The 22,749-nt window shown below is 37.5% G+C and carries 22 protein-coding genes; 8 read left to right on the forward strand and 14 right to left on the reverse strand.

Translation table 11 applies throughout. The features are described 5' to 3' along the window. The first annotated feature begins 65 nt into the window (after positions 1 to 65). On the forward strand, positions 66 to 1,208 hold the full coding sequence (locus MM236_RS11045; protein ID WP_241275043.1) for a cysteine desulfurase family protein: 1,143 nt from the start codon (positions 66 to 68) through the stop codon (positions 1,206 to 1,208). A gap of 136 nt (positions 1,209 to 1,344) precedes the next feature. Here MM236_RS11045 and MM236_RS11050 read toward each other — a convergent pair whose 3' ends face one another. Further along, entirely contained in the window at positions 1,345 to 2,055 is a 711-nt protein-coding gene (locus tag MM236_RS11050; protein ID WP_241275044.1) for an SAM-dependent methyltransferase, read from the reverse strand. Positions 2,056 to 2,182: 127 nt separating this feature from the next. On the opposite strand from MM236_RS11050, the gene MM236_RS11055 reads away from it, so the two are divergent. Further along, a complete protein-coding gene (locus MM236_RS11055; protein WP_241275045.1) occupies positions 2,183 to 2,524 on the forward strand; it encodes a type II toxin-antitoxin system RelE/ParE family toxin in 342 nt (113 codons plus the stop codon). After that, entirely contained in the window at positions 2,521 to 2,808 is a 288-nt protein-coding gene (locus MM236_RS11060) for a helix-turn-helix domain-containing protein (protein ID WP_241275046.1), read from the forward strand. Before MM236_RS11055 ends, MM236_RS11060 begins: the two co-directional genes overlap by 4 nt. A gap of 124 nt (positions 2,809 to 2,932) precedes the next feature. Here MM236_RS11060 and MM236_RS11065 read toward each other — a convergent pair whose 3' ends face one another. The 6 genes from MM236_RS11065 to MM236_RS11090 form a co-directional block, all read right to left on the reverse strand. Beyond that, entirely contained in the window at positions 2,933 to 3,352 is a 420-nt protein-coding gene (locus MM236_RS11065) for an outer membrane insertion C- signal (protein WP_241275047.1), read from the reverse strand. 76 nt (positions 3,353 to 3,428) lie between these two features. Beyond that, the gene (locus MM236_RS11070; RefSeq protein ID WP_241275048.1) at positions 3,429 to 4,457 is read right to left on the reverse strand and encodes an oxidoreductase; all 1,029 of its coding nucleotides are present in this window, start codon (positions 4,455 to 4,457) and stop codon (positions 3,429 to 3,431) included. 17 nt (positions 4,458 to 4,474) lie between these two features. Continuing rightward, entirely contained in the window at positions 4,475 to 5,101 is a 627-nt protein-coding gene (locus MM236_RS11075) for a response regulator (RefSeq protein ID WP_241275049.1), read from the reverse strand. Between the two features lie 186 nt (positions 5,102 to 5,287). Next, positions 5,288 to 6,052 (reverse strand): sensor histidine kinase, encoded by a 765-nt coding sequence (locus MM236_RS11080; RefSeq protein WP_241275050.1) that lies wholly within the window; start codon positions 6,050 to 6,052, stop codon positions 5,288 to 5,290. Between the two features lie 695 nt (positions 6,053 to 6,747). Next, positions 6,748 to 7,164: a hypothetical protein gene (locus MM236_RS11085; protein WP_241275051.1), complete on the reverse strand. Its 417-nt coding sequence runs from the start codon at positions 7,162 to 7,164 to the stop codon at positions 6,748 to 6,750. Between the two features lie 19 nt (positions 7,165 to 7,183). After that, positions 7,184 to 7,861 (reverse strand): hypothetical protein, encoded by a 678-nt coding sequence (locus tag MM236_RS11090; RefSeq protein WP_241275052.1) that lies wholly within the window; start codon positions 7,859 to 7,861, stop codon positions 7,184 to 7,186. Positions 7,862 to 9,752: 1,891 nt separating this feature from the next. Between MM236_RS11090 and tnpA the strand changes: the two genes are divergently transcribed. Then, entirely contained in the window at positions 9,753 to 10,199 is a 447-nt protein-coding gene (gene tnpA, locus MM236_RS11095; protein WP_241275053.1) for an IS200/IS605 family transposase, read from the forward strand. Positions 10,200 to 10,439: 240 nt separating this feature from the next. Here the strand turns inward: tnpA and secDF are convergent, their stop codons facing one another. The 4 genes from secDF to MM236_RS11115 form a co-directional block, all read right to left on the reverse strand. After that, positions 10,440 to 13,418 carry a protein translocase subunit SecDF gene (gene secDF / locus MM236_RS11100; RefSeq protein WP_241275054.1) on the reverse strand — a complete coding sequence of 993 codons (2,979 nt, stop codon included), beginning with the start codon at positions 13,416 to 13,418 and terminating at the stop codon, positions 10,440 to 10,442. Positions 13,419 to 13,506: 88 nt separating this feature from the next. Further along, complete coding sequence (locus tag MM236_RS11105) at positions 13,507 to 13,872, reverse strand: hypothetical protein (protein WP_241275055.1); 366 nt, start codon at positions 13,870 to 13,872, stop codon at positions 13,507 to 13,509. A gap of 104 nt (positions 13,873 to 13,976) precedes the next feature. After that, positions 13,977 to 14,591, reverse strand: a complete 615-nt coding sequence (udk, locus tag MM236_RS11110; protein WP_241275056.1) for a uridine kinase — start codon at positions 14,589 to 14,591, stop codon at positions 13,977 to 13,979. Positions 14,592 to 14,609: 18 nt separating this feature from the next. Next, entirely contained in the window at positions 14,610 to 15,179 is a 570-nt protein-coding gene (locus tag MM236_RS11115; RefSeq protein WP_241275057.1) for a non-canonical purine NTP diphosphatase, read from the reverse strand. A 335-nt stretch (positions 15,180 to 15,514) separates the two neighbouring features. On the opposite strand from MM236_RS11115, the gene MM236_RS11120 reads away from it, so the two are divergent. Together MM236_RS11120 and MM236_RS11125 are read left to right on the forward strand one after the other, a co-directional pair. After that, entirely contained in the window at positions 15,515 to 16,087 is a 573-nt protein-coding gene (locus MM236_RS11120; RefSeq protein ID WP_241275058.1) for an LOG family protein, read from the forward strand. 65 nt (positions 16,088 to 16,152) lie between these two features. Beyond that, positions 16,153 to 17,280: an ATP-binding protein gene (locus MM236_RS11125; protein ID WP_241275059.1), complete on the forward strand. Its 1,128-nt coding sequence runs from the start codon at positions 16,153 to 16,155 to the stop codon at positions 17,278 to 17,280. 58 nt (positions 17,281 to 17,338) lie between these two features. Here the strand turns inward: MM236_RS11125 and MM236_RS11130 are convergent, their stop codons facing one another. The 3 genes from MM236_RS11130 to MM236_RS11140 are packed head-to-tail and all read right to left on the reverse strand — an operon-like array spanning position 17,339 to position 19,666. Continuing rightward, positions 17,339 to 17,821 carry a free L-methionine (R)-S-oxide reductase MsrC gene (locus tag MM236_RS11130; RefSeq protein WP_241275060.1) on the reverse strand — a complete coding sequence of 161 codons (483 nt, stop codon included), beginning with the start codon at positions 17,819 to 17,821 and terminating at the stop codon, positions 17,339 to 17,341. 6 nt (positions 17,822 to 17,827) lie between these two features. After that, entirely contained in the window at positions 17,828 to 18,856 is a 1,029-nt protein-coding gene (gene ribD, locus MM236_RS11135; RefSeq protein ID WP_241275061.1) for a bifunctional diaminohydroxyphosphoribosylaminopyrimidine deaminase/5-amino-6-(5-phosphoribosylamino)uracil reductase RibD, read from the reverse strand. Between the two features lie 12 nt (positions 18,857 to 18,868). Continuing rightward, entirely contained in the window at positions 18,869 to 19,666 is a 798-nt protein-coding gene (locus MM236_RS11140) for a DUF4382 domain-containing protein (protein ID WP_241275062.1), read from the reverse strand. Between the two features lie 64 nt (positions 19,667 to 19,730). Here MM236_RS11140 and dgt point away from each other — a divergent pair, with 64 nt between their 5' ends. Together dgt and MM236_RS11150 are read left to right on the forward strand one after the other, a co-directional pair. Beyond that, positions 19,731 to 21,083, forward strand: coding sequence for a dGTP triphosphohydrolase (gene dgt / locus MM236_RS11145; RefSeq protein ID WP_241275063.1), 1,353 nt, complete (start codon positions 19,731 to 19,733; stop codon positions 21,081 to 21,083). A gap of 415 nt (positions 21,084 to 21,498) precedes the next feature. Beyond that, a complete protein-coding gene (locus MM236_RS11150) occupies positions 21,499 to 22,632 on the forward strand; it encodes a DUF4221 family protein (protein ID WP_241275064.1) in 1,134 nt (377 codons plus the stop codon). Positions 22,633 to 22,749: the final 117 nt, after the last annotated feature.

Genomic DNA, 22,749 nt, shown 5'->3' on the forward strand with positions numbered 1-22,749 from the left:
CTTGATTATGCAAAAGTGATCAAGGTGGTTGAGTTTTATAATTACAGCCCAAATATTGAAGAAGAATGAAAGTTTATTTTGACAATGCAGCAACTACTGCAATGGATGACCGTGTCATTGATGCAATGATTCCTTATATGAAGGAGCACTATGGTAATCCTTCTTCTGTGCACAGTCATGGAAGAGAAGTAAGATCTGCGATCGAAAAATCAAGAAAAAAGGTAGCTGAATTGCTGAATGCTTCTCCTTCTGAGATATTTTTCACTTCTGGTGGCACAGAAGCTGACAATACTGCGATCGTTTGTGGCATTCATACACATGGAATTAAACATGCCATTACTTCTCCTATAGAGCATCATGCGGTACTTCATACTTTGGAAGAATGTGAAAAAAAGGGTCATATAAAACTGAGCAAAGTGGAAGTCGATGAGTTTGGATCGATTAACCTTGATCATCTTCAGGAACTTTTGAAAGCGAATCCTAAGAGCTTGGTCTCCATCATGCATGCAAACAATGAAATTGGCAACATCAATGATTTGAGTGCTATTGGAAATCTCGCAAAGGAATATGATGCGTTTTTTCATTCTGATACAGTTCAAACAATGGGGCACTACCCACATGATTTGAAGAATCTTCCCATTGACGCTGTTGTCGCTGGAGGACATAAGTTTCATGGGCCAAAAGGTGCTGGATTCTTGTATGTGAATAAGGCAAAGAAAATCACACCTTTTATTTACGGTGGTGCCCAAGAGAGAAATATGCGAGGTGGAACGGAAAATGTGATCGGTATCGTTGGGATTGCCAAAGCATTGGAGCTTGCTTATGAAGATATGGATAGCCATCGCAAGCATATAGAAAAGTTAAAAAGCAGATTTATTGAGCAGTTGCAGGAAAATATAGCAGGAGTGTCTTTCAATGGTTTGTCTGCCGATATGGATAGGAGTCTATACACAGTTTTGAATGTGAGTTTGCCTCCTTCTGAGGAAAATAGCGGCATGCTTTTATTCAACCTTGACCTTCACGGCATATCTGCTTCAGGTGGCTCAGCATGCAGTAGTGGTGCTACTGTAGGCTCCCACGTCTTGAGGGCTTTGGGGGCAAGTGCACAAAGGGATGCCGTAAGGTTCTCCTTCAGTAGATTCAATACTGCGGAAGAAGTAGATTACACCGTTGGAAAATTGAAAGAGCTATACGGCGTTATTGCCTAAGGCTACTTTGTCAAGTGTAAAAACGGTCAATTACCAATACCTGACAGGTTTAATGATCAGTAAATCATTAAATGCATTCTGAACCATATAAAATGGTCAGGTTTGCATCCTCAAGTATTAATCACAAGAAGCAGGACTAATATCCAGCATAAATAATAAAGACAGTAGGGATTTTGTGAAGATCGATTTTGGTCTTTTTCCAATTCTGTACTGTCTTTGTTTGTATAAATTCATCAGCACCAGTCAGGTTTTTACCGATACAAAGTCTCGTATTAGGATGAAGTGTATTTTTCAAATCCTCAAAAAGTGGATTGTTTCGAAATGGTGTCTCCATAAAAATTTGGGTTCGGTTACTCTTGATAGATTCTGCTTCCAGGTTTTTGATCGCAGCTATCCTATCTTTTTTGTCAATTGGAAGATAGCCGTGGAAAGCAAAAGACTGTCCATTGAATCCTGATCCCATCAATGCCAAAAACATAGAGCTCGGCCCAGAAAGTGGTACTACCTGAACACCTTTCTCATGTGCCCATGATACAGCAATAGCTCCGGGGTCAGCGATCCCTGGGCAACCTGCCTCAGAAATAATCCCCATATCTTGACCATTGAGGATTGGCTGCATCAGTTCTGCAAGTTGTGGGGTTCGCGTTTTTTTATTCAGTATTTCCAAATGTAAATCCTCTATCACAATGCCCAATTTAAGGCTGCTGATATATCTTCTTGCTGTTCTCAGTTCTTCTACAAGATAATGTTTGGTGTTTTTGACTACCTCTTTTATCTGCGGAGACATGACTGATTGTGAAGTATTCTCAGCTAGGCTAGATGGGATTAAATAGATTTTTCCTTTCATGCTGCAAAGATGGCTATAAAAATGTCAACGGTCAACAGTTTATTGTTTGTAGGTTTCTTCAGAAAAGTTTACATTTAACGAAACAAATACTATCTTTGTTTCGTTTGTTTGTATGATAAGAAAATGAATGGTAAAGCGATTTGAAACAAAGCTCTTAGAAGAAGCTTTTGAGTTTATCCAAAAGCAAGATATAAAAGCAAGGAAAAAAATACTTCAGAATATTAGGCGAGCTGAACAACACTCTGACTCTAAATTTTTCAAAAAACTAACCAGCGAAATTTGGGAATTTAGGACTTTATATTCAGGAATTCAATATCGGCTTTTGGCATTTTGGGATAAAGAAGATAAAATTGAAACTTTTGTTTTTGCGACACATGGAATTATCAAAAAAACCAGTAAGGTAGATAAAAAAGAAATCGAGAAAGCAGCCAAGATCAGAATAGAATATCTAAAAAACAAAAAGAAATGAAGAGCTACAAATTAGAAGAAGCGGAAGACTTGTTGATCGGTAAGATTGGAACACAAGAGAGGGATGAGTATGAATTTGAATTAAAACTTGAAATAATTGGTGATATGATTAAAATCGCTCGCAAAAAACGAAAACTGACTCAGGAACAATTAGGAGAATTGGTAGGAGTGAAAAAAGCACAAATATCAAGACTAGAGAATAGCACTGGCAATGTGACATTTGAGACTGTAGTTCGGATTTTTAATGCTTTGGGAGCAAAAATGAACGTAAATCTTCAGATGTAAAAAATCAATTTTGTCAATAGTTTTTCTTGTCGGAAAAGAAAAACTTATGCATATTTTTATTTTCTAAGAGAAAGAAAAATCAGAAAAGACCATAGTTTTTTCGAACTATGGTCTTTTCTGATTTTTACCTAAAAGTATATTTCAATCCAATACCTGCCCTGAAGTAATTTCCATATTCTGTTGGGAAAACAGGAGAGGCTTCAAGCAAAAAACCAAAGTTTCTTGAATTGGCAAATGGCTTAACTAACACACCCAGTGGAATCCCCAAATAGATGCCATCTCTGTTGCCTTCAGTCCCAAGATGAAAACCACTGTAGAAATTTACATCTTCTTTTTGCACAAAATTATAACCGAAAGTGCCCTCTATACCTACGTTACCTCCTGTAGAGACTCTTGCTTCACCGAAGATTTTGTTGTCTGGATCAGTACCGATTGATGCAAATGTAGCAGAACTTAATCTATAAACACCTGCACTGATTTGGGCTTGGGATTCTAAAATTGCTGCAAAAAACAACAGCATGGAAAATAACATTAATTTTTTCATAGTTTTTAAATAATTGGTTTTAGCATTTTTTAACAAACGACTTTTTTACAAAGACTCTGCCAAAATCAATCATCACTCAAAGGTAAATTCTTTTCCCTACTTCATTGCTTTCAAAAGCTGATTCGATGATTTTCAGAACAGCTATTGCTTCTGACATTTTAACATCTAATTCTTCAATTCCTGCGATCGCCTTGGCTATATTTGGATAAAATTTCCTGTAATCTCCTCTCAGTGTTTCGTATTTATAAGTTTTATTTTCCAAATACACCGTTCCCCATCCTTCTTCTGATTCTATTCCCCAATCATCACCTTGTGGCAATTCTCCAGCTTTGAGTGCTTTCTCTTGGACATCCAATCCATACTTTATATATGAACCCAATTCTCCCATAAGTAAAAACTTGGGCATAGGCGCGTTGGAAAGTACAGATGCTGTGAGTTTGACTTTGATGGAGTCATAGCCTAATGTGATATCAAAGTAATCGTCAGCGACTGCGTCTGTTCTTTGGGATCGGATATCTGCATAGACCCATTGGGGATTGCCAAATAAGAGATATGCTTGATCTATTAAATGGGTGCCCAAATCAAAAGTGATTCCATTTCCGGGAATATCTTTTTCCCGCCAATTGTCTACCAATCTAGGTCTGAATCGGTCAAAATGGGATTCAAAATGTACGAGCCTTCCAAGAATTCCCTCTTTGATAAGTTGCTGAACCGTCTTGAAATCCCCGTCCAATCTTCTGTTTTGAAAAACCGAAAGTACCAGCCCTTTGGATTTGGCAAGGGTGTTGAGTTCCTCGGCTTCTTTGGAAGTTAGCGTCACAGGTTTGTCTACCAATACATGTTTGCCTTTTTCCAAACATAATTTAGCCTGCTCGAAATGCAGATGATTTGGTGTGACGATCACAATCAAATCCGCAGCATCCGCTTCCAGCAGTTCCTCAATGCTTCTGAATATTTTGATTTTTGGATATTTCTCTTTGGATTTTTCCTTATTTCTTTCGACTACAGCGACTAGTTCAAGCTCTTCGCAGACTGTGATCAAAGGAGCGTGTGTTTTCTCACCTACGGCTCCATAGCCCACCAAGGCAGTTTTTATCTTATCCATTTGGTCTATTTCAATATTCAAAAATTCATTTCCATAGCTTTCTTCACTAGTTCAAGTGCAGAGCTGACACCAAGTTTTGAATTGATTTTTTTGCGATGAGATTCTACTGTCAATTGGCTTAGGTGTAATTCTTCCGCAATTTCTCTATTAATCTTTCCGTTTTTGATCATAATCAAAATCTGCAATTCCCTTTTTGAAAGTTTGAATTTTACCTTGAATGCATCATCGACATAGTCATCCTTGTTTTGTTGCAAAACTTTCTGGAAACTCATCACATGACTACCATCCAATACTTCTTTGATAGTGTAAATTAATTCATCTGGATCTGCATCTTTCAAAATGTAGGCGCTGGCACCTAATTTTTGACATTTTTTAAAAATCGATTCATCATCATACATTGATATCACGATTACGCGTGTTCTCGGATGTTTTTTTTTCATGGCACTAATAACGGCTAAGCCATCCATATTTGGCATGTTCATGTCGGTAAGGACGACATTTACTTTATTGAATGTCAAATAGTTCATGAGTTCTTCTCCATTGGTAAATGTTCCACAAACCAAAAAATCCTCTTCCTCTTCCAGTAAGCTTTGAATTCCTTTTGCGAATAATTTATGGTCGTCTGCTATTGCTATTCTTATCATTTTTTGGGTAATATGCATATCCGCTTTCACACAAGTATCCACATTTAATTAGGTACAAAATTTGAATTCAGCTGCCGTCGATACCCGACAGGCAACCGTCGACGATTATCCGGATGGTTTCATGTGAAAATTCACTTTCTGGTGTCATTGCGAATAATCAGATTGGGTAATATTCCAAAAGATAGCCTATGCATTCGAATTAGGCAATAAAAGTTTGATTTGTGTTCCATTTCTTTCCGAAGAAATAATATTTATTTCTCCTTCTATAGTTTTCATCCTTGATTTTAAGTTGTGCAGGCCAGATCCATTCTTTTGAGTGGAGGTATCGAATCCGATTCCGTTGTCTGATATTGATATTTCAGTGACGTCTGATTTAGATGATAGATTTATGGATATCAAACTTGGTTTTGCATGCTTTATGGCATTGTTGAGACATTCTTGGATGACTCTGATAAGTACTAGTTTTTTGGAATTATCAAGGTTGTTAGACTCGCCGGAAGCGGTAAACGCTACCTTACAAAACTCCAGCTGCTCCAGCTTGGAAAGTTCCTTTTGGATAAAGCTCGCTAAATCAATGGATTCAACCCAGTCCAAATTCAGTGATTTGGAAAGCGTTCGGACTTCTTTGATGATTTGGTTGATGAGTTGTTTGCCTTCGTGGACTTTTTCTGGATTAGGGCTGCTGAGGGTGAGTTTTGCAAGAGAAAGCAATTGTCCAATATTGTCATGGAGCTCCCTTCCTACATGTTGGAGGGTCTCTTCTTGAATCTCTTTCTCCACATTCAATATTGTCTTTTCAAAGTCAGCTTTGATGCTTTCCAGCTTTTGCTTGTTTTGTATTTGTCTGTTTCTATGAATTAACACCAAGGTTACGATAAAACCCACCATCACAACCATCAAAAAGAATCCGGAAAGGATCACAAAGAAAATATCAGGTGTGTTAACTTCCATAGTTTTATCTTTATTTAGTCTGAAATTTACTAAATTATTTTTTTATGAAAATATGAGAGATAAAAAGAACCTCCCATTACAAGGTACATTGATATTGCTACAACTCTATTCAGACTCGATAAAATTTTAACTAAATCCCTTTCAATTTCAAGCAAAAGTTTTAGTGAAGAAAAGTAAAAAAAAGTAGACGTGTAGAATAATAATATCAACGTTACTATCCAAAAAATTGGGTTTAGAACTAATTTAGATTTAGAATTCATTTCTTTATTTAATATTGAAATGAAAAAGTAGATACAAGTGGTAATAATAAAAGCACTACCTAAAGAGAATGAATAATTGTGAAATGTCAGTAAATTTTCTATGAATATTGTATAAATTAATCCAAAAGATATAAAGATTATTATATAAGCTTTGATGACGCTTTTGACTTTATCTGAACTGATTAGACTTGAAAGAAAGATTAGTATCAGGAGGGTTTCCACATATACAAAAAACAAATTATATGATAGGACATTGTTTATTTTTCTTGATACTGTATATGAACCGTAAGATTCAAGGGCGGTGGCCAAAAGTAGAATTATAAAAGTTATTAGGTGTTGTTTTTTGTATTGTTTAAGTAAAAAAAAGTGAGGTATGCTAACGAGCAACCCCACCAATATAAAAACAACATACCAATCTATATGCTCCATAGTTTTTCAGCAATCTGGTGGACAAATCCTCCCTCCATTCCAACCGTCTTCATCCTCTTCATCCTCATCATTTTCGGAGAGTGGTGAGTCGGTTTTGAGTTTTACATCAATTAGACCATCTTCAGTCAAATTACATGGTTTCAAAACTAGTGAAATTCTCCCAATATATGCTTCTCTTTTTGGGCGATCTTCAGGAATCATTTCTATAGTTTCTTCGTCATATTGACCAAAATACATTTTTAGGCCGCCGACTTTACCGTCTTTATCTGCATCTTTCAATGCATTTTCGATTGTCTCTCTGTCAAACCAGACCCAATCTGTTTGTTCTTTGATTTGTTCACCTCGAAGATCTTCTCCTGGTTTGTTGATTTTACCATGCGTACGGTAATATTCTCTGAATTTTTTTAGTTCTTTTCTGTTCATAGGTTATTAAATTAGGTGATTATTCAGCTAGATTCTGAGCTTTGCTGTTGATAAATAAAGGAAGAAAAAATGAAAGACCAAAAGTCAGGTACATAATGCCTGCTAAGAGTCTATTAAATGTGAAGACTACTTTTACATTTTCAATGATGGTTGCTGGATAAAACTGGAAAGTACTAAAGAGCAAAATGGCTTCTCCGTAGAAGAATACAATTGAGCAAGCTATCCAAAAATTCGGAACACAAAGGATGTTTTTGTCTGAATAGATTTCAAGTCTAAGAATTTTTTTGAGAAAATGAATGCTTAGTACGATGATGATTAGTGCAAATGGCAAAAACGTAAAATACTGGAATTCATAAAAGATGTCTTGAAAGAAAAGGGTGTTGGCTAATCCTAAAATAACTATGAAAACAGTAAACAATCGAACCCTACTTTTAATGATGGGGCTAGATTCTAAACTATAAAAATAGAAAATCAGCAAAATAGACTCAATGTAAACCCAACCTAAGTTATAGAGCAGGGAATTATTGATGAACCTTGAAGCAGTATATTCCCCAGCTGATTCCATTACGAAAACCAGTGCAAGAATAGCTAAGATTACCCATTGATTTTTTATTTGGGGTTTCTTCTTTATTCCCCAAAATACAAGTGAAGCAATCAAACTTATTCCTATAGCAATCAAATAAAAATTAGCATTCATCAAAAGTAGTTTTATTTCCTACAAAGCTACGATGTTTGAAAGCCCCAAAAAATACCAACTTGTTGGTATTTTTTGGGGCTTTTTTGCCTTGATGTTTAATAGAACCGGTTAGTGTTGGTCTTTTGAACCCCTCACATTCCCAGCGGGAATGAATCTATTAACCCCGCATTGCCATGCGGAGGAAAGGAAAAATGTAATATCGGTGGAGAAGCGAGACAGAAGCAGGGATGAGATCAACCACGAAGTGCCTGCCTGCTGCAGGCAGGGTTAAACTTTGAATAGCCCCGGATTGCTATCCGGGGATCAAAGTAGATGAGCGAAACAACAACCCCGAAGCGGGTTGAACTCTACTAATTGTAAGAAAAAGTGTCAACTATTTTTCAGGACGAGACAATCTCCCAACCCCGATGTGCCTGTCTCGATATTTTCGGGAGGTTGAAACATCCTATTTTATTTCAATATATCAAAATTCAACTCCGCTGGAGTTGGGAAAGAGGTATTGTTGGGTCCTTATTTCCACCGCATTTGCATGCGGGGTTAATGAAATTTGTTCCCTTTCGGGAACGGCGCTTCATGCCGATTTTGAGGTGTTTTCTGAAAATATCATGATTTAACACATGGCTTCTTAAGTGGATTTTGGTCTTTTGAACCCCTCACATTCCCAGCGGGAATGAATCTAATTAACCCCGCATTGCCATGCGGAGGAGAGGAAAAATGTAATATAACTAGATATCTCCCAACCCCGATGTGCCTGTTCCGATGTTTTCGGGAGGTTGAATCATCTTATTTTATTTCACTATATCAAAATTCAACTCCGCTGGAGTTGGGGAAGAGGTATTGTTGGGTCCTTATTTCCACCGCATTATCATGCGGGGCTAATCAAATTTGTTCCCTTTCGGGAACGGTGCCTCATGCCGATTTTAAGGTGTTTTCTGAAAATATCATGATTTAACACATGGCTTCTTAAGTGGATTTTGGTCTTTTGAACCCCTCACATTCCCAGCGGGAATGAATATAATTAACCCCGCATTGAAATGCGGAGGAGAGGAAAAATGTAATATAACTAGATATCTCCCAACCCCGATGTACCTGTTCCGATATTTTTGGGAGGTTGAATCATCCTATTTTATTTCACTATATCAAATTCAACTCCGCTGGAGTTGGGAAAGAGGTATTGTTGGGTCCTTATTTCCACCGCATTATCATGCGGGGTTAATGAAATTTGTTCCCTTTCGGGAACGGCGCTTCATGCCGATATTAAGGTGTTTTCTGAAAATATCATGATTTAACACATGGCTTCTTAAGTGGATTTTGGTCTTTTGAACCCCTCACATTCCCAGCGGGAATGAATCTAATTAACCCCGCATTGAAATGCGGAGGAGAGGAAAAATGTAATATCGGTGGATATCTCCCAACCCCGATGTGCCTATTCCGATGTTTTTGGGAGGTTGAATCATCCTATTTTATTTCACTATATCAAATTCAACTCCGCTGGAGTTGGGAAACAGGTATTGTTGAGTCTTTTTTTCCACCGCATTTGCATGCGGGGTTAATCAAATTTGTTCCCTTTCGGGAACGGTGCTTCATGCCGATTTTAAGGTGTTTTCTGAAAATATCATGATTTAACACATGGCTTCTTAAGTGGATTTTGGTCTTTTGAACCCCTCACATTCCCAGCGGGAATGAATATAATTAACCCCGCATTGAAATGCGGAGGAGAGGAAAGATGTAGTATAAATAGATATCTCCCAACCCCAAAGGGGTTGAATCATTAGAGAAACAAGTTAGGGTATAAAATTCATCTACTGTACATAGTTCATTAAATAAAGAATTGATTTATTTTCTTAATCTCTCTATCTTAGTTAAGACTTTTAACCTTAACTATTTTATCATGAGTACTTACACTTCCCTACTTTATCATATTGTCTTTTCGACTTACAAAAGAGAAAAAACCATTACCAAGAACAACAAGAAAGAGCTATTTGCTTATATATATGGATACTTGAGAAACAAGAATTGCCATCTATACCGATTAAATGGAGTAGAAGACCATATTCATATTTTTACACATATCCATCAATCCATTTCATTGGCAAGCTTGGTAAAGGACATCAAACTTTCTACCACAGCCTTAATTAAAGAAAAAGGTCTTTTTGAGAATTGGAAAGGTTGGCAAGAAGGGTACGGGGCGTTTACCGTAAATGCTCATGCCAAAGAAAAGTTAATTGATTATATTATTAACCAAGAAGAACATCATAAGAATATTTCATTTTTGGATGAGTACAAAAAATTGTTAAATGATCATGGGGTCATCTTTGATGAAAAGTACCTTCTTTAAATTCAACTCCGCTGGAGTTGAGAAAGAGGTATGGTTGGGTTCTTATTTCCACCGCATTTGCATGCGGGGTTAATCAAATTTGTTCCCTTCAGGGAACAGGTTTCGTATAGGGAACGGGTACCATATAGGGAGGTGGTTTTTATGGCTATTTGTGCCTATGTTTAAAAATAAAAAAGGGAGTCGATTTCTCAACTCCCTTTTCATTAGATATATAGATATTTAGACTATAATTTCAATAAATTAAGCAGGCTTCTTAACTGGCTCTACTTCATTTTCAATCTCACGCTTCATCAAATCCACCACGATTGGAGTCGCGATGTATATCGATGAATATGTACCTACCAATACACCAATAAACAATGCAAAGGAGAAACCTCTCAATACCTCACCACCAAATATCAACAATACAAGTACTACAATCAAAGTTGTGAATGAAGTGATAAGTGTTCTACCCATAGTTTGGTTGATAGCGTCATTGAACATTTTTACCAATTTGGATGTACCTCTATTTTCAATATTTTCCCTGATTCTATCAAATACAATCACGGTATCATTGATGGAGTAACCTACTACAGTTAGCATCGCTGCAATGAACACTTGGTCAATCTCAAATGTAGCTCCCAATGCACTTGCAATCGCAAATGCTGCAATTACAAAGAATACATCGTGAACCAATGCAATGATAGATCCAAGCGAAAATTGCCATTTGCGGAATCTCAATAAGATGTACAAGAAGATTGCGATCAAGGCAAAGAACATTGCTTCACCAGAAGATGCTTTGATGTCATCTGCTACAGTCGCTCCTACTTTAGATGAACCAGTAATCGAGAATTGGTTTTCTTGGAGGTTTGTAGCATCTTTTGTGTAGGTCAAGCCAGTTACAGCTTCTATTCCTTCTTTCACTTTCTGTTCTACTTCAGTATTAGAAGCATCGTCGTCTTCATTGATAAGATATGAAGTTGTAACTTTCAAGATATTGTTGCCACCAAAGGTTTTTACCTCAACAGAGCCGTCAAACTCACTGTCCAATCCAACTTTCAAGTCTGAAGTTGCTATTGGTTGATTGAATTCTACGATATAAGATCTACCTCCTGTAAAATCAACGCCAAACTTCAAGCCACTGATCAAAGCCACTGCCAATCCAACTACTATAAAACCAGTAGAGAAAAGGTAAGCCACTTTACGCTTGCTTAGGAAATCTATATTCAAATCACTCAAGACATTTTTGGCAAACGGAGTAGCGAAAGAAATTGAACTCTTATCTCCTCCTTTTTTGCTCATCCAGTAAACAATTACTCTTGTAATAAATACAGAAGAGAAGAAAGAGGAAGCGATACCAATCATCAATACGATTGCAAATCCTTTAACAGGACCTTGGCCCAATGCATAAAGGATAGCACCAGTAAGGAATGTTGTCACATTCGAATCCAAAATAGCTGAGAATGCCTTGCTATAACCTTCATTGATCGCAACCAATAGTCCTGAGCCATTTCGAAGCTCTTCTTTGATCCTTTCAAAGATCAAGACATTCGCATCTATCGACATACCGATGGTCAACACAATACCTGCGATACCCGGTAAAGTCAATGCCGCTCCTAGTTGGGCAAGAATACCTAAAATGAAGAAGATGTTGAAAACCAATGCAGCGATAGCTACAAATCCACCTTTAGCATAATAAGCTACCATGAAAAGTACAACTAGCACCAAACCCGCAATCATTGAAACTACACCTTGATTACTAGCCTCTTTACCTAATGTAGGCCCTACGAATGCTTCTTCAACGATCTTGGTTGGCGCTGGTAAGCTACCAGACTTCAAGATGTTTGCTAAATCTTTTGCTTCTTCCAAGGAGAAGTTTCCTGTAATCTCTGATTGTCCAGAAGGAATCTCGCCTTGAACAGTTGGAGCAGTATATACATAGTCATCAAGTACTACAGCGATACTTTTTCCGATGTTTTCTGCAGTTACTTTTCTCCATTTTCTAGCTCCATCAGCATTCATTTGCATGCTTACGGCAGGACGAGAAGATTGGTCAAGTACTTGTCTAGCATCAGTGATCACATCACCTTCTAAAAGTGCCATGTCAGAGTTTCTATTCAATTTGATTCCATAAAGTTCCAATAACTCCATGCCATCCGCTTTTTGTGGCTTCACTGCCCACAAGAATTTCACGTCTCTAGGTAAGACAGATTTCACATCTTCTCTTGCAAAGATTCTATTGATAGTTACTGTATCTCTGATTTCATAGATCAAACCAAAATTCGCTTTTGTCAATGCAAATATTGGTGAGATTTCAGAAGAAAAATCCGAAGTGCTATCACCATCTGCAAGTTGCTGCTCTAGTGAGGAAGTTTCCCCTTCTTCTTGCGTCTCTCCTTCTTCTTCCGAAGCAAGGACTTCTTCAACACTTGTTCCAGCTTTTTGTGCTTTGGCTTCTGCTACCAAAAGGGCATTTGCAGCCTCTAACTCACCAGCATAATCGTTGATCTCCGCTACTTCCCAAAACTGCAACTTGGCAACTCCCTGAAGCAAGTTCCTTACTCGCTCTTGGTTATCAACTCCAGGCAATTCGATTTGAATTCTTCCAGAACCTTGTATTCTCTGGATGTTTGGCTGTGAAGTACCAAAACGGTCAACACGGGTTCTTAAGATATTGAAAGATCTTTCGATTGCATTTTCAACTTCAGCATCGATGATTCCCAATATGTCAGCATCAGATGACTCAAGGGAAATTCTACCTCTGTTGGCCGCTGTAGCAAATACTGTATTCAGCTTTTTGTCCCCAGCTTTAGATTGCCAAGATCTGTAGAAAGTATCTACAAACTTTTCGTTGGTGGTTTTTGCTGCTTCTGTGGCTTCTTCCAAAGCAGCATTGAACATTGGGTCTTTGCTGTTTCCTGTAAGTCCTTTTACGATCTCGACTGGAGATACTTCCAAAGTCACATGCATTCCACCTTGCAAATCAAGGCCTAATCCTAATTCTGTTTCTTTGATTTCTTTGTATGTAAAGTCAGCTCCCAAAAATTTGTAAACTGGCTCCCTGTATATAGAATCTAAGTATGATTGTTTTTTACCGAAGTCTACATTTCCGACTTCGTCAGTAGCATATTCTACAGCCTTCTGCTGAATATTGCTCGACACAAATGTGAATGACAGATAATACAGACATAGTGCTGTAATGATTACTGTCAAAAACACAATAACACCTTGGTTACGCATAGTAATTGTATAATTATAGATTGATTTTTAAAATGAAAGATTGGTTCGAATACTTAGGGTATTCAATAGATGGAGAAGCTCTTTGGAATCAGGGTGCGTTGGTAGAAATTATTCTTTCAAAAAGTATTTCCCTGAATTCTAAATTTAATAAGGTTTGGCTGACCGTAGTGGAGATAGAAACTGACTCAAAGTCGATAATCTCATATATAATATATAAAGCAATCTGACTTAGGCTTGTTACAAAAGGGACTACAGCATCTACCGCTACATCCAAAAAAGTTTGGTTTTGCCTGGAATTTTCTTTTTCAGTTTTTGTCTCTTTTTTGATATGAGAGCTTTCAGAATCCTGATTCGGAAAGTATTCCATACTGGATACAAGCATACAAAAAAACATCACCATCAACAATGTGATGCGCTGTTTTAGGAGGCTTATATTTCGTTCTTCTCTTCTCACGGGCTGCAAATATATAAAAAATTGAAAACTTACATAGTCTATTCTTCTAAAATTTATCAGATCTGAACAAAATTAAACTGTTAAAATTCAGTGAATTAGGTTTTTTAGAATTTTGCCCTCAAATATGTTTTGATTACATCAAGTGCTTTGTCAAAGTTTCTATTGTTGGGAACAATGATATCAGCATCGTGCTTAAATGGCTCTATGTACTTTTCATAAGTAGGCATCACATGGCTTTCGTATCTATAAAGGACATCGTCTAGGTCATATCCCCTTTCTACTTTGTCTCTGACGATTCTCCTTTTCAGCTTGATGTATTCCTTTGCATCTATGAATACTTTCAGATCCAAAAGGTTTGCCAATTCTGGATAATAAAGAACAAAAATCCCTTCCACTACTACTACGGGAGAAGGTACAAATTCCAATGTCTTTGGTTTTTTGTTGGGATTGTTGAAAGTATATTCTTGCCTGTAAACAGTCTCTCCAGCTTGGATTTTTTTGATATCCAAGGCGTACTGTTCAAAGTCGATAGAGTTTGGTGTGTCAAAGTTATGGACACCTTTGTCGTCTATAGGTTGTTGGTGTCGAGGTTTGTAATAGTTGTCCTGAGAAATAAGACAAACTTGATCTTCCTCAAAAGTGTTGAGTAATTTGTCAAGAAAAAGAGTTTTTCCAGATGCACTACCGCCGGTAATTCCTACAATATAAGGTTTGCTCATAAGGGCAAAATTAGGGATTTATTTCAAAAATTGAACAAGAGACTTTACAGCTTTGCCTCTATGGCTGATTTCGTTTTTCTCCTCCATGCTTAATTCCGCAAATGTTTTGTCAAATCCCTCAGGCTTGAACACTGGGTCATAGCCAAATCCCCCTGTCCCAGTTTTTTCTTTCAAGATTTCTCCTTTTGCAATGCCTTCAAAAGAATGTTCTTCATCGTTTAAGAGCAATGCTATTACTGTCTTGAATTTTGCACTGCGGACTGATACTCCATTTAAGTTTTTCAGAAGTAGGTCAATATTTCTTTCGTCACTTCTCGGCTCTCCAGCATATCTCCCCGAATACACGCCTGGTGCACCATTCAGGGCATCGACTTCTAATCCTGTGTCATCTGCAAAGCAATCTACCCCATAGTTGTCTTTTACATATCGGGCTTTTTGAAAAGCATTGTGGTCAAGAGTGTCGCCAGTTTCGGGAAGTTCTTCATGACAACCTATTTCCTCCAAAGAAACAATAATAAAAGAATCCCCAAGAGCAGCTTTTACCTCCTCTATTTTCTTTTTGTTGTTAGTAGCAAAGCAAATTTTCATGTTGTAAAATTAGGGTTTTTATTAATGCGAGTGTGTTTGAAGCTTATAAAGTTGTAAGGTTTCAAGGTTGGAAAGTTAAAAAGTTGGCGTATATCGAGAAATATTGTTTTTACAAGTTACTTATCCCCGATATCTTCGGGTTTGAATGTTACAAAGTTGAAGCTTAGCGAGAACTAGATACTATCCCAAAACCTTTCAATTTTCAAACTTTTTTAACTTTCCATTCCCTAACCCTTTTATAACTATTTAAGTGCAAAAATCGTCATCAAGAAACATTTTAACTTTACAACTTTCCCAACCTTCCAACTCCTTTTTCCTAACTTTGAAAAAAAAGGATGAAAAAAATAACTGTCTACTGTGGTTCGAATAAAGGGAAAAACCCAGTGTATGTAAGTGCAGCACATTTATTGGCAGATGAAATGATTCGGAGAGATATGGCTCTTGTGTATGGTGCTGGGAATGTTGGGTTGATGGGAGTCATAGCTGATAGAATGTTGGAAGCTGACAAAAAAGTATATGGGATCATTCCTCAGAAGTTGGTTGATATAGAAGTGGCGCACAGGGGATGTACAGAATTGACGATCGTGGAGACGATGCGGGACAGGAAATGGCTAATGGCCGAGCGAGGTGATGGTTTTATTGCCATGGCAGGAGGCATTGGGACTTTTGAAGAGCTTTTTGAAATCATGACCCTCAATCAGCTCGCTTATATCAAAAAGCCATTGGCATTGTATAATGTCAATGGATATTATGACAAATTGATTGATTTTTTGTCATTCAGTTGTCAGGAAGGTTTTCTGCACCAAGCTCAATTGGACTTGTTGATTGTGTCTGACGATCCAGTAGAGTTACTTGATAAAATGGAGAAATTTGAACCCAGATACATAGAAAAGTGGGAAGTAAAATAATCTAATCGCAAATTTTATATAAAATCAGCGATCATAATCGCAAGATTTATATTAAATTTGCGATTATGTATATCAATAGAGAAATTCAGATCAAACTAAATAAGAGGATTGCTGATGGCAAGGCTATCATTGTATTTGGCCCAAGACAAGTGGGAAAGAGTACTTTGTTGAAAAATCTGAATAGTCAGTTTGAAGTGCCTGTATTGTGGTGGAATGGAGATGATGCTGACGTTAGGGAAATGCTTTCCAATACAAGTTCTACCAAATTGAGGACATTAATTGGAAAGTCAAAGACAATTGTCATTGATGAAGCTCAAAGAATAGAGAATATAGGAGTTTGCATAAAGATTATTGTGGATAACTTTTCGGAAGTGAAAGTGTTTGCAACTGGATCCTCTGCTTTTGAGCTATCAAATAAAATCAAGGAACCATTGACTGGGAGGAAATGGGAATATTTTCTTTTCCCCTTTTCTTTTTCGGAAATGGTATCCCATACCAATTTTTTGGAAGAAAAAAGAATGCTCAATCAAAGGATGGTCTTTGGTTACTATCCTGAAATCGTCCAAAACCCAACTGATGCAGAAGAGAGATTGAGGATGATAGCAGATAGCTATTTATTCAAAGATGTGTTTGCTTTGGGAAATTTGAGAAAACCTGATCAGATTCAGAAGTTGCTGCAAGCTTTGGCTTATCAAGTAGGGAATGAAGTTTCTTACAATGAACTTGGGATGCTTGCCGGACTGGATAATGAGACTGTGGAAAAGTACATCACCTTGCTTGAGCAAACCTTTATTGTTTTTAGGGTAGGTTCATTTAGTCGAAACCTTAGGAATGAACTCAAAAAATCGAGGAAAATTTATTTTGTGGATAATGGTATTCGAAATAGTATAATCAACAATTTCCTTCCATTGGAAAGCAGAACAGATGTTGGGGCTCTGTGGGAAAATTTTTTGATGGCAGAGCGTTTGAAAATGAATGCTCTCAATGGCAATTATAATATTGGCTACTTCTGGAGAACCCATGCACAGCAAGAGATTGATTATGTTGAGGAAATGAATGGCAGTCTTTCTGCTTGGGAGTTCAAGTGGAATCCCAAAGCCAAAGTAAAGATCCCTGTAACTTTCTTAAATGCTTATCCAGAGGCCAAAGTACAGGTGGTAAATCCTGATAACTTGGAAGATTTTATTCTCTAATCGCAAATTTCATATAAAATCAGCGATCATAATCGCAAAATTAATATGAAATTTGCGATTAGATTGTTTTTTCAAGGATGGCAATTAGTTTTTCCAGATAAACTTGATCTGTTTCATCAAAATCTCCAAGCTTGTCCGAATCAATATCCAAAACACCTACCACTTTGCCAGCAGTAGAAAATGGAAGAACAATCTCGGATTTTGAATCAGAACTGCAAGCAATGTGTCCGGGAAATGCATCTACATCTGGAACTAGTTGTGTTTTGTTTTCTTTCCAAGCTGTACCACAGACGCCTTTACCAAGATTGATCCTAGTACATGCAATTGGCCCTTGAAATGGACCCAAAACTAACTGATCGTCTTTTACCAGATAGAATCCTACCCATAAAAAACCAAAAGATGCTTTCAAGACTGCGGAGATATTTGCCAAGTTGGCTATAAGATCTTTTTCGCCGCCGATTAGTGCCTCAATTTGAGGAAGGATTGATTCGTATTTTTCAGTTTTTGAATCAGTTGCGGGTATATATAGTGATTCTGCCATTTCTTTTTATTTAGTGTTTTCCAATATCTTAAGTTCATCGCCAAGAATGTCTGATTTATGGATCATTTTTCCTTGGATTTTTGGAGCAGAGATTCCATTGCCAAAATTGACTTGACCTGTAAACACCCTTGCTTCATCCCAAAGTTCGGCTTCAATCAGTTTTTGTATTAAAAATGTCCCACCTTCTACCAAGATACTCTGGATTTTTCTCTTGTAGAGTTCTGAAAATATTGCTGAGAGTGGAAAATCAGGTTCTAATTTGATGTACTCCAAATTTTCTAGTTTTTCATTTTTCACCAAATTAAAACAGATTGTATCTTGGCTTTGGTCAAAAATTGAAAGATCAGAGCTTAACTGAAGCATTCTGTCTATGACGATTCTTATTGGGTTTTTGCCTGTCCAATCCCTTACATTGAGCTTGGGATTGTCATAGCGTGCAGTATTCGTGCCGACCATGATTCCTGCTTCCTCAGTTCTCCATCGATGTACAAGTTGACGGCTATATTGGTTGCTGATCCATTTGGAGTCAAAGTTTTCTCTAGCGACAAATCCATCTTGGGTCTGAGCCCATTTGAGGACAATGTAAGGTCTTTGTTTTTCTATATATGTAAAAAACCTTCTGTTTTGATATCTGATTTCCTCTTCCAAAATGCCAGAAATCACCATCACCCCAGCTTTTCTCAAGATTTCAATTCCTTTTCCTCCTACAAGTGGATTCGTATCAATTGCACCAATTACAACTTGCCTCACCTTTTTATCTACAAGTAAATTGGCACATGGAGGTGTTTTCCCAAAATGTGCACAAGGTTCTAAAGTTACATAAACAGTAGCTTCCCGAAGGTCAACATTCCCATTCACCTGCCGAATAGCATTTGGTTCGGCATGGGGTTCACCATAATGTTCATGATATCCTTCTGCTATGATTTTATCATCCACTACGATTACACATCCTACCATTGGATTTGGGCTAACATTCCCTTTTCCCAATTCAGCAAGTTCGATTGCCCTGCGCATGAATTTGATGTGGTTTTCCAAAGCTCGTAATGTTTAGTCCCTTTCTCTGAGAGTGATGTTTCCTAGTTGGGTGACGGTTTGAGGTTGTACGATCACTGAAAGGATTGTATCTGCGATGTAGTCTTCATTTTTTGGGATGACAAAAATCGTGTAAGTACCCTCAAGTCCACGGAAAAGAAACTGACCAGTTCCTCTTATGTTTACACCTGTTGTGGTTGTGTCATTTTGTTGTATGGCATATAGGAAAGCATCTTCACGTGCAGGGAGGATAGCGCCTGATATTTCCCCTGTATTTGCTTTGGAAAATGCACTCAGACTTGGTAGTAGTTCATAACTATCCAAAGGGTCATTTGGAGCTTTCACAGATTTCAACAAGTCGAAATCTATATAGACATCATGCGAAATTCCAGGGCGTAAATTGAACAGGAAATCAACTTCTAGCCCCTCACGAGCGGATTCTGTAAGATCAAGATTGATTCTACGGGCATCTTTTATCAAATAGTTTTCATCACCTAAGCGGAGTTTTAATTTGGTCAAGCTACCCGTTCTCACTTCCCCTCTGCCTATCAAAACTTCTTGTCCTGCGATCAATTGCTTGATGTCCACCATTTGATTTCCCGCCTGATAAGGAAAGAAAATAGGCTCTGAACTTTCCCCTCCTTCTGATGCCGATACATACACCTCTACACCGAGCAACTCCACCCATAAAGCATCAATATCAGCAGGGGCATCGACCATAAAAACATTGAGCAAAGAATCTGACCTTTCTTCAGTTCCGGCACAAGAAAAGAGAGAGAATAATATTAAGTAGAATATGTTGAAATTTTTCACGACTTAAAATTAGGAAAAGATTGCGGATTGTCCTGATTTTGTTGAATAGATTGTATTTTTGGGCATGATGAATTGGGAAAAATTACTGACGCCTGGAAGATTTGATCCGAAAGTGAAACAACAACCTGTTGAAAATCAATTTAGAAGCGAGCCTGAAAGGGATTATGATAGGATAGTTTTTTCGGCTCCGTTTAGAAACCTACAAGACAAAACTCAGGTTTTTCCCTTACCTGACAATGACTTTGTACATACCAGATTGACGCATAGTCTTGAAGTTTCGTCAGTTGGTAGGACACTTGGAAAGACAGCAGGAGAGTTTTTACTCAACAAATATCCAAATTTGGAGAAAGCACAAGTAAGTTCTTCCGATATTGGTGCCATCGTTGCAGCGGCAGCATTGACACATGATATTGGAAATCCACCTTTTGGCCATGCTGGAGAAACGGCGATATCAGATTTTTTCAAATTTCATCCCTATGGTCAGATTTGGCAGAGAGAAGTGACACCAGAAGAATGGGCAGACCTCTGTAATTTTGAAGGAAATGCTCAAGGATTTAGAATGTTGGTGTCCAAAAATAATGGACTAAAATTATCATTTGCCACACTTGCTGCATTTACCAAATACCCTAGAGCCTCCCAAGTTTTTGAACGAGATCAGAGAAGGAGAAGTCAGAAGAAATTTGGTTACTATTCAGATCAGGCCGAAGACTTTAGGCATTTGGGCGAAATATTGGGCTTAGAAAAATCTGAGAATGGCTGTTACCTAAGGCATCCACTAGCATTTTTGGTGGAGGCAGCTGATGATATTTGTTATAGCATCATTGATTTGGAGGATGGTTGTACACTTGGTTTGGTGACTTTGGAGGAGACCATTGGGCTTTTGGCAATGATATTGAAAGATAGATTTGATCCAGCGAAATTGGAGACTTATCAAACACAAACTCAAAAATTGGCAATATTGAGAGCCATGGCAATCAATCAACTAATTCAGGAAACAGTGGCTGCATTTGAGGAGCAAGAGGAAAAGATGCTTTCAGGAGAATTTGACCAAGCATTGACAGACATCATTCCATCTGCCCAAGCATTGGCTGATATTTCTGAATTATCTGTTAAGAAAATCTACAGGTCTAAACCTGTTTTGGAAAAAGAAGCTGCTGGTTTTCAGGTTTTGGAAGGGCTATTGGAAGTGTTTTCCAAAGCATTGAACCATAAATTTTACCAGACGGATCTTTATTCGGGACAAGACAGAAGCATTCTAAGGTTATTACCAGAAGAGTTTCCATTGGAAGGCTGGGATTCGGGTGTGAATCCTTATCAAATGCTCAGGATTTTGATGGACTTTATCTCCGGAATGACAGACAAATATGCTCTCAATCTCTATAGAAGAGTGAAGGGAATTGCGCTTCCAGGGGCTTGAGGATTTATACTGCGATTATTTTCACGAAGAAACGAAAAGAGTTTTATTTCCCTAAACAGAGACTGTAACTTCGCTTTCATATTTTAGGTTAACCATCGGTAAACTCGTTTTTTTTTATTAGACATCATCAAATCAAATAGTGGGTTTGATAAAATGCTATTTTACTTGGCAAAAAATGATTGTATTTGCTAAGTAAAATAGCAAAATGGAAAATCTTGTAAATAAATCCAAGCGGAAAAAACAAGACAGTTTTTCAAATTAAAAACCAGCCCGATTCATTTTTTGCTGTTGCTGATGTACCTATTGGTTCCTACAATAGGATTCCTCTTTGGCTGTTTGGATTTGTCAGATGAAAGGTTTGATAGAAACTAGGATTTTTAAAACTAATCACTTAATTTGTTTTAAATTCAATTTTATGAAAAATCCTATACTCTTTTTGCTTGTAATCCTCATTTGTTCATGCAGTTCTGAAAGCTCAAAATCAAATCAAGGAGCATCGATTTCGCTTCAAATAATACAAGACACACTTTTGGTAGATTCGGGAGATGAAGTGGTGATGGCTGGAGCGAATTTATGGCTTTCGGTCTTGAGCGAGGACCAAGGAAAGCTTTTCAACTATGACAGGAAATCCAGCAATTTGGAAGTATTTGACCTGGATCAATTGAAATTGGTGGAAAAAGTAAAGTTTGACAACGATGGTCCCAATGCCGTGTCTGCTTTTGTCATGAGTATGAAGAATTGGAAAAATGGAAACTTGTTTTTGCAAGGATTTGATATAAGTGGAGTTTATGATACTGAAGGTAAATTGATCCAAAAATATAGCCTTCATCCAACAGATTACATCGATAAGGATTCAGAAGGCGATTTTAACTTTAAGGGGGAGTTCGTTTTTCTCAATGATACCACTGTATTGATTGGTTTGATAAGAATGTTTGAAAATATTCCCCACCTTGCCAAACTTCACTTGGGTAAAAAGAAAATGGACCTGATAGATTTCCCTTATCCAGAGCGACTTGAAAAATATTCAATTGTCATGGATGGAGAAATGAAAATCGCCTATTTGGGGAGTGTTTTTATGCATGTCATCGATGAGAAAGTTGTCTTTACCTCAAACTGTTACAATGACTGCATGGTATTCGATCAAAATAATGGCAGCTTCGAACATATAGAATTTCAAAGCTCCTTAACCCCAAACCAAAAAGAAGGTGGTCAAAAGCAAAAAGTGGGATCTAGGGAGGAGTTTAGCGAGCAGCAGAAGATAATCAGCAAACAAATCGATTTTGGACGTTGGGTTTGGGATAGCAGCAACCAAAAATTCTATCGATTATCTTATTTCACAACCTCTGATGCAGAAGATCAGGAAGCAAACAAAACCCGGGTTTTTCTCACTGTATTTGACAAAGACCTAAAGATGCTAGCCGAAACGGAATTGGATAGTTACAAAAAAAGGCCTGGGACCTACTTCGCCAAAGATGGAAGTGTCTGGATCCATGAAAATGTTGATGATGATTTGGGCTTTGTGAGGTTGAAGATTGCTGGGGTTGGTTGATGATGAATTTCAAGTGATTTTCATAAGGTTTATCTGTATAATAAAATAATGTAATTAAATTTTCGACACTAGATTTTCCCATCAATTTGTTCCATCAAAAATGAAAGAAGCACATTC

The organism is Belliella calami, assembly GCF_022549695.1.
GTDB classification, from domain to species: domain Bacteria; phylum Bacteroidota; class Bacteroidia; order Cytophagales; family Cyclobacteriaceae; genus Belliella; species Belliella calami.

Excerpts from the sequence above, each read along its gene's own strand:
- MM236_RS11045 (WP_241275043.1), top strand. The coding sequence starts at position 66 with ATGAAAGTTTATTTTGACAATGCAGCAACTACTGCAATGGATGACCGT.
- MM236_RS11050 (WP_241275044.1), bottom strand. The coding sequence starts at position 2,055 with ATGAAAGGAAAAATCTATTTAATCCCATCTAGCCTAGCTGAGAATACT.
- MM236_RS11055 (WP_241275045.1), top strand. The coding sequence starts at position 2,183 with ATGGTAAAGCGATTTGAAACAAAGCTCTTAGAAGAAGCTTTTGAGTTT.
- MM236_RS11060 (WP_241275046.1), top strand. The coding sequence starts at position 2,521 with ATGAAGAGCTACAAATTAGAAGAAGCGGAAGACTTGTTGATCGGTAAG.
- MM236_RS11065 (WP_241275047.1), bottom strand. The coding sequence starts at position 3,352 with ATGAAAAAATTAATGTTATTTTCCATGCTGTTGTTTTTTGCAGCAATT.
- MM236_RS11070 (WP_241275048.1), bottom strand. The coding sequence starts at position 4,457 with ATGGATAAGATAAAAACTGCCTTGGTGGGCTATGGAGCCGTAGGTGAG.
- MM236_RS11075 (WP_241275049.1), bottom strand. The coding sequence starts at position 5,101 with ATGATAAGAATAGCAATAGCAGACGACCATAAATTATTCGCAAAAGGA.
- MM236_RS11080 (WP_241275050.1), bottom strand. The coding sequence starts at position 6,052 with ATGGAAGTTAACACACCTGATATTTTCTTTGTGATCCTTTCCGGATTC.
- MM236_RS11085 (WP_241275051.1), bottom strand. The coding sequence starts at position 7,164 with ATGAACAGAAAAGAACTAAAAAAATTCAGAGAATATTACCGTACGCAT.
- MM236_RS11090 (WP_241275052.1), bottom strand. The coding sequence starts at position 7,861 with ATGAATGCTAATTTTTATTTGATTGCTATAGGAATAAGTTTGATTGCT.
- tnpA (WP_241275053.1), top strand. The coding sequence starts at position 9,753 with ATGAGTACTTACACTTCCCTACTTTATCATATTGTCTTTTCGACTTAC.
- secDF (WP_241275054.1), bottom strand. The coding sequence starts at position 13,418 with ATGCGTAACCAAGGTGTTATTGTGTTTTTGACAGTAATCATTACAGCA.
- udk (WP_241275056.1), bottom strand. The coding sequence starts at position 14,591 with ATGAGCAAACCTTATATTGTAGGAATTACCGGCGGTAGTGCATCTGGA.
- MM236_RS11115 (WP_241275057.1), bottom strand. The coding sequence starts at position 15,179 with ATGAAAATTTGCTTTGCTACTAACAACAAAAAGAAAATAGAGGAGGTA.
- MM236_RS11120 (WP_241275058.1), top strand. The coding sequence starts at position 15,515 with ATGAAAAAAATAACTGTCTACTGTGGTTCGAATAAAGGGAAAAACCCA.
- MM236_RS11125 (WP_241275059.1), top strand. The coding sequence starts at position 16,153 with ATGTATATCAATAGAGAAATTCAGATCAAACTAAATAAGAGGATTGCT.
- MM236_RS11130 (WP_241275060.1), bottom strand. The coding sequence starts at position 17,821 with ATGGCAGAATCACTATATATACCCGCAACTGATTCAAAAACTGAAAAA.
- dgt (WP_241275063.1), top strand. The coding sequence starts at position 19,731 with ATGATGAATTGGGAAAAATTACTGACGCCTGGAAGATTTGATCCGAAA.
- MM236_RS11150 (WP_241275064.1), top strand. The coding sequence starts at position 21,499 with ATGAAAAATCCTATACTCTTTTTGCTTGTAATCCTCATTTGTTCATGC.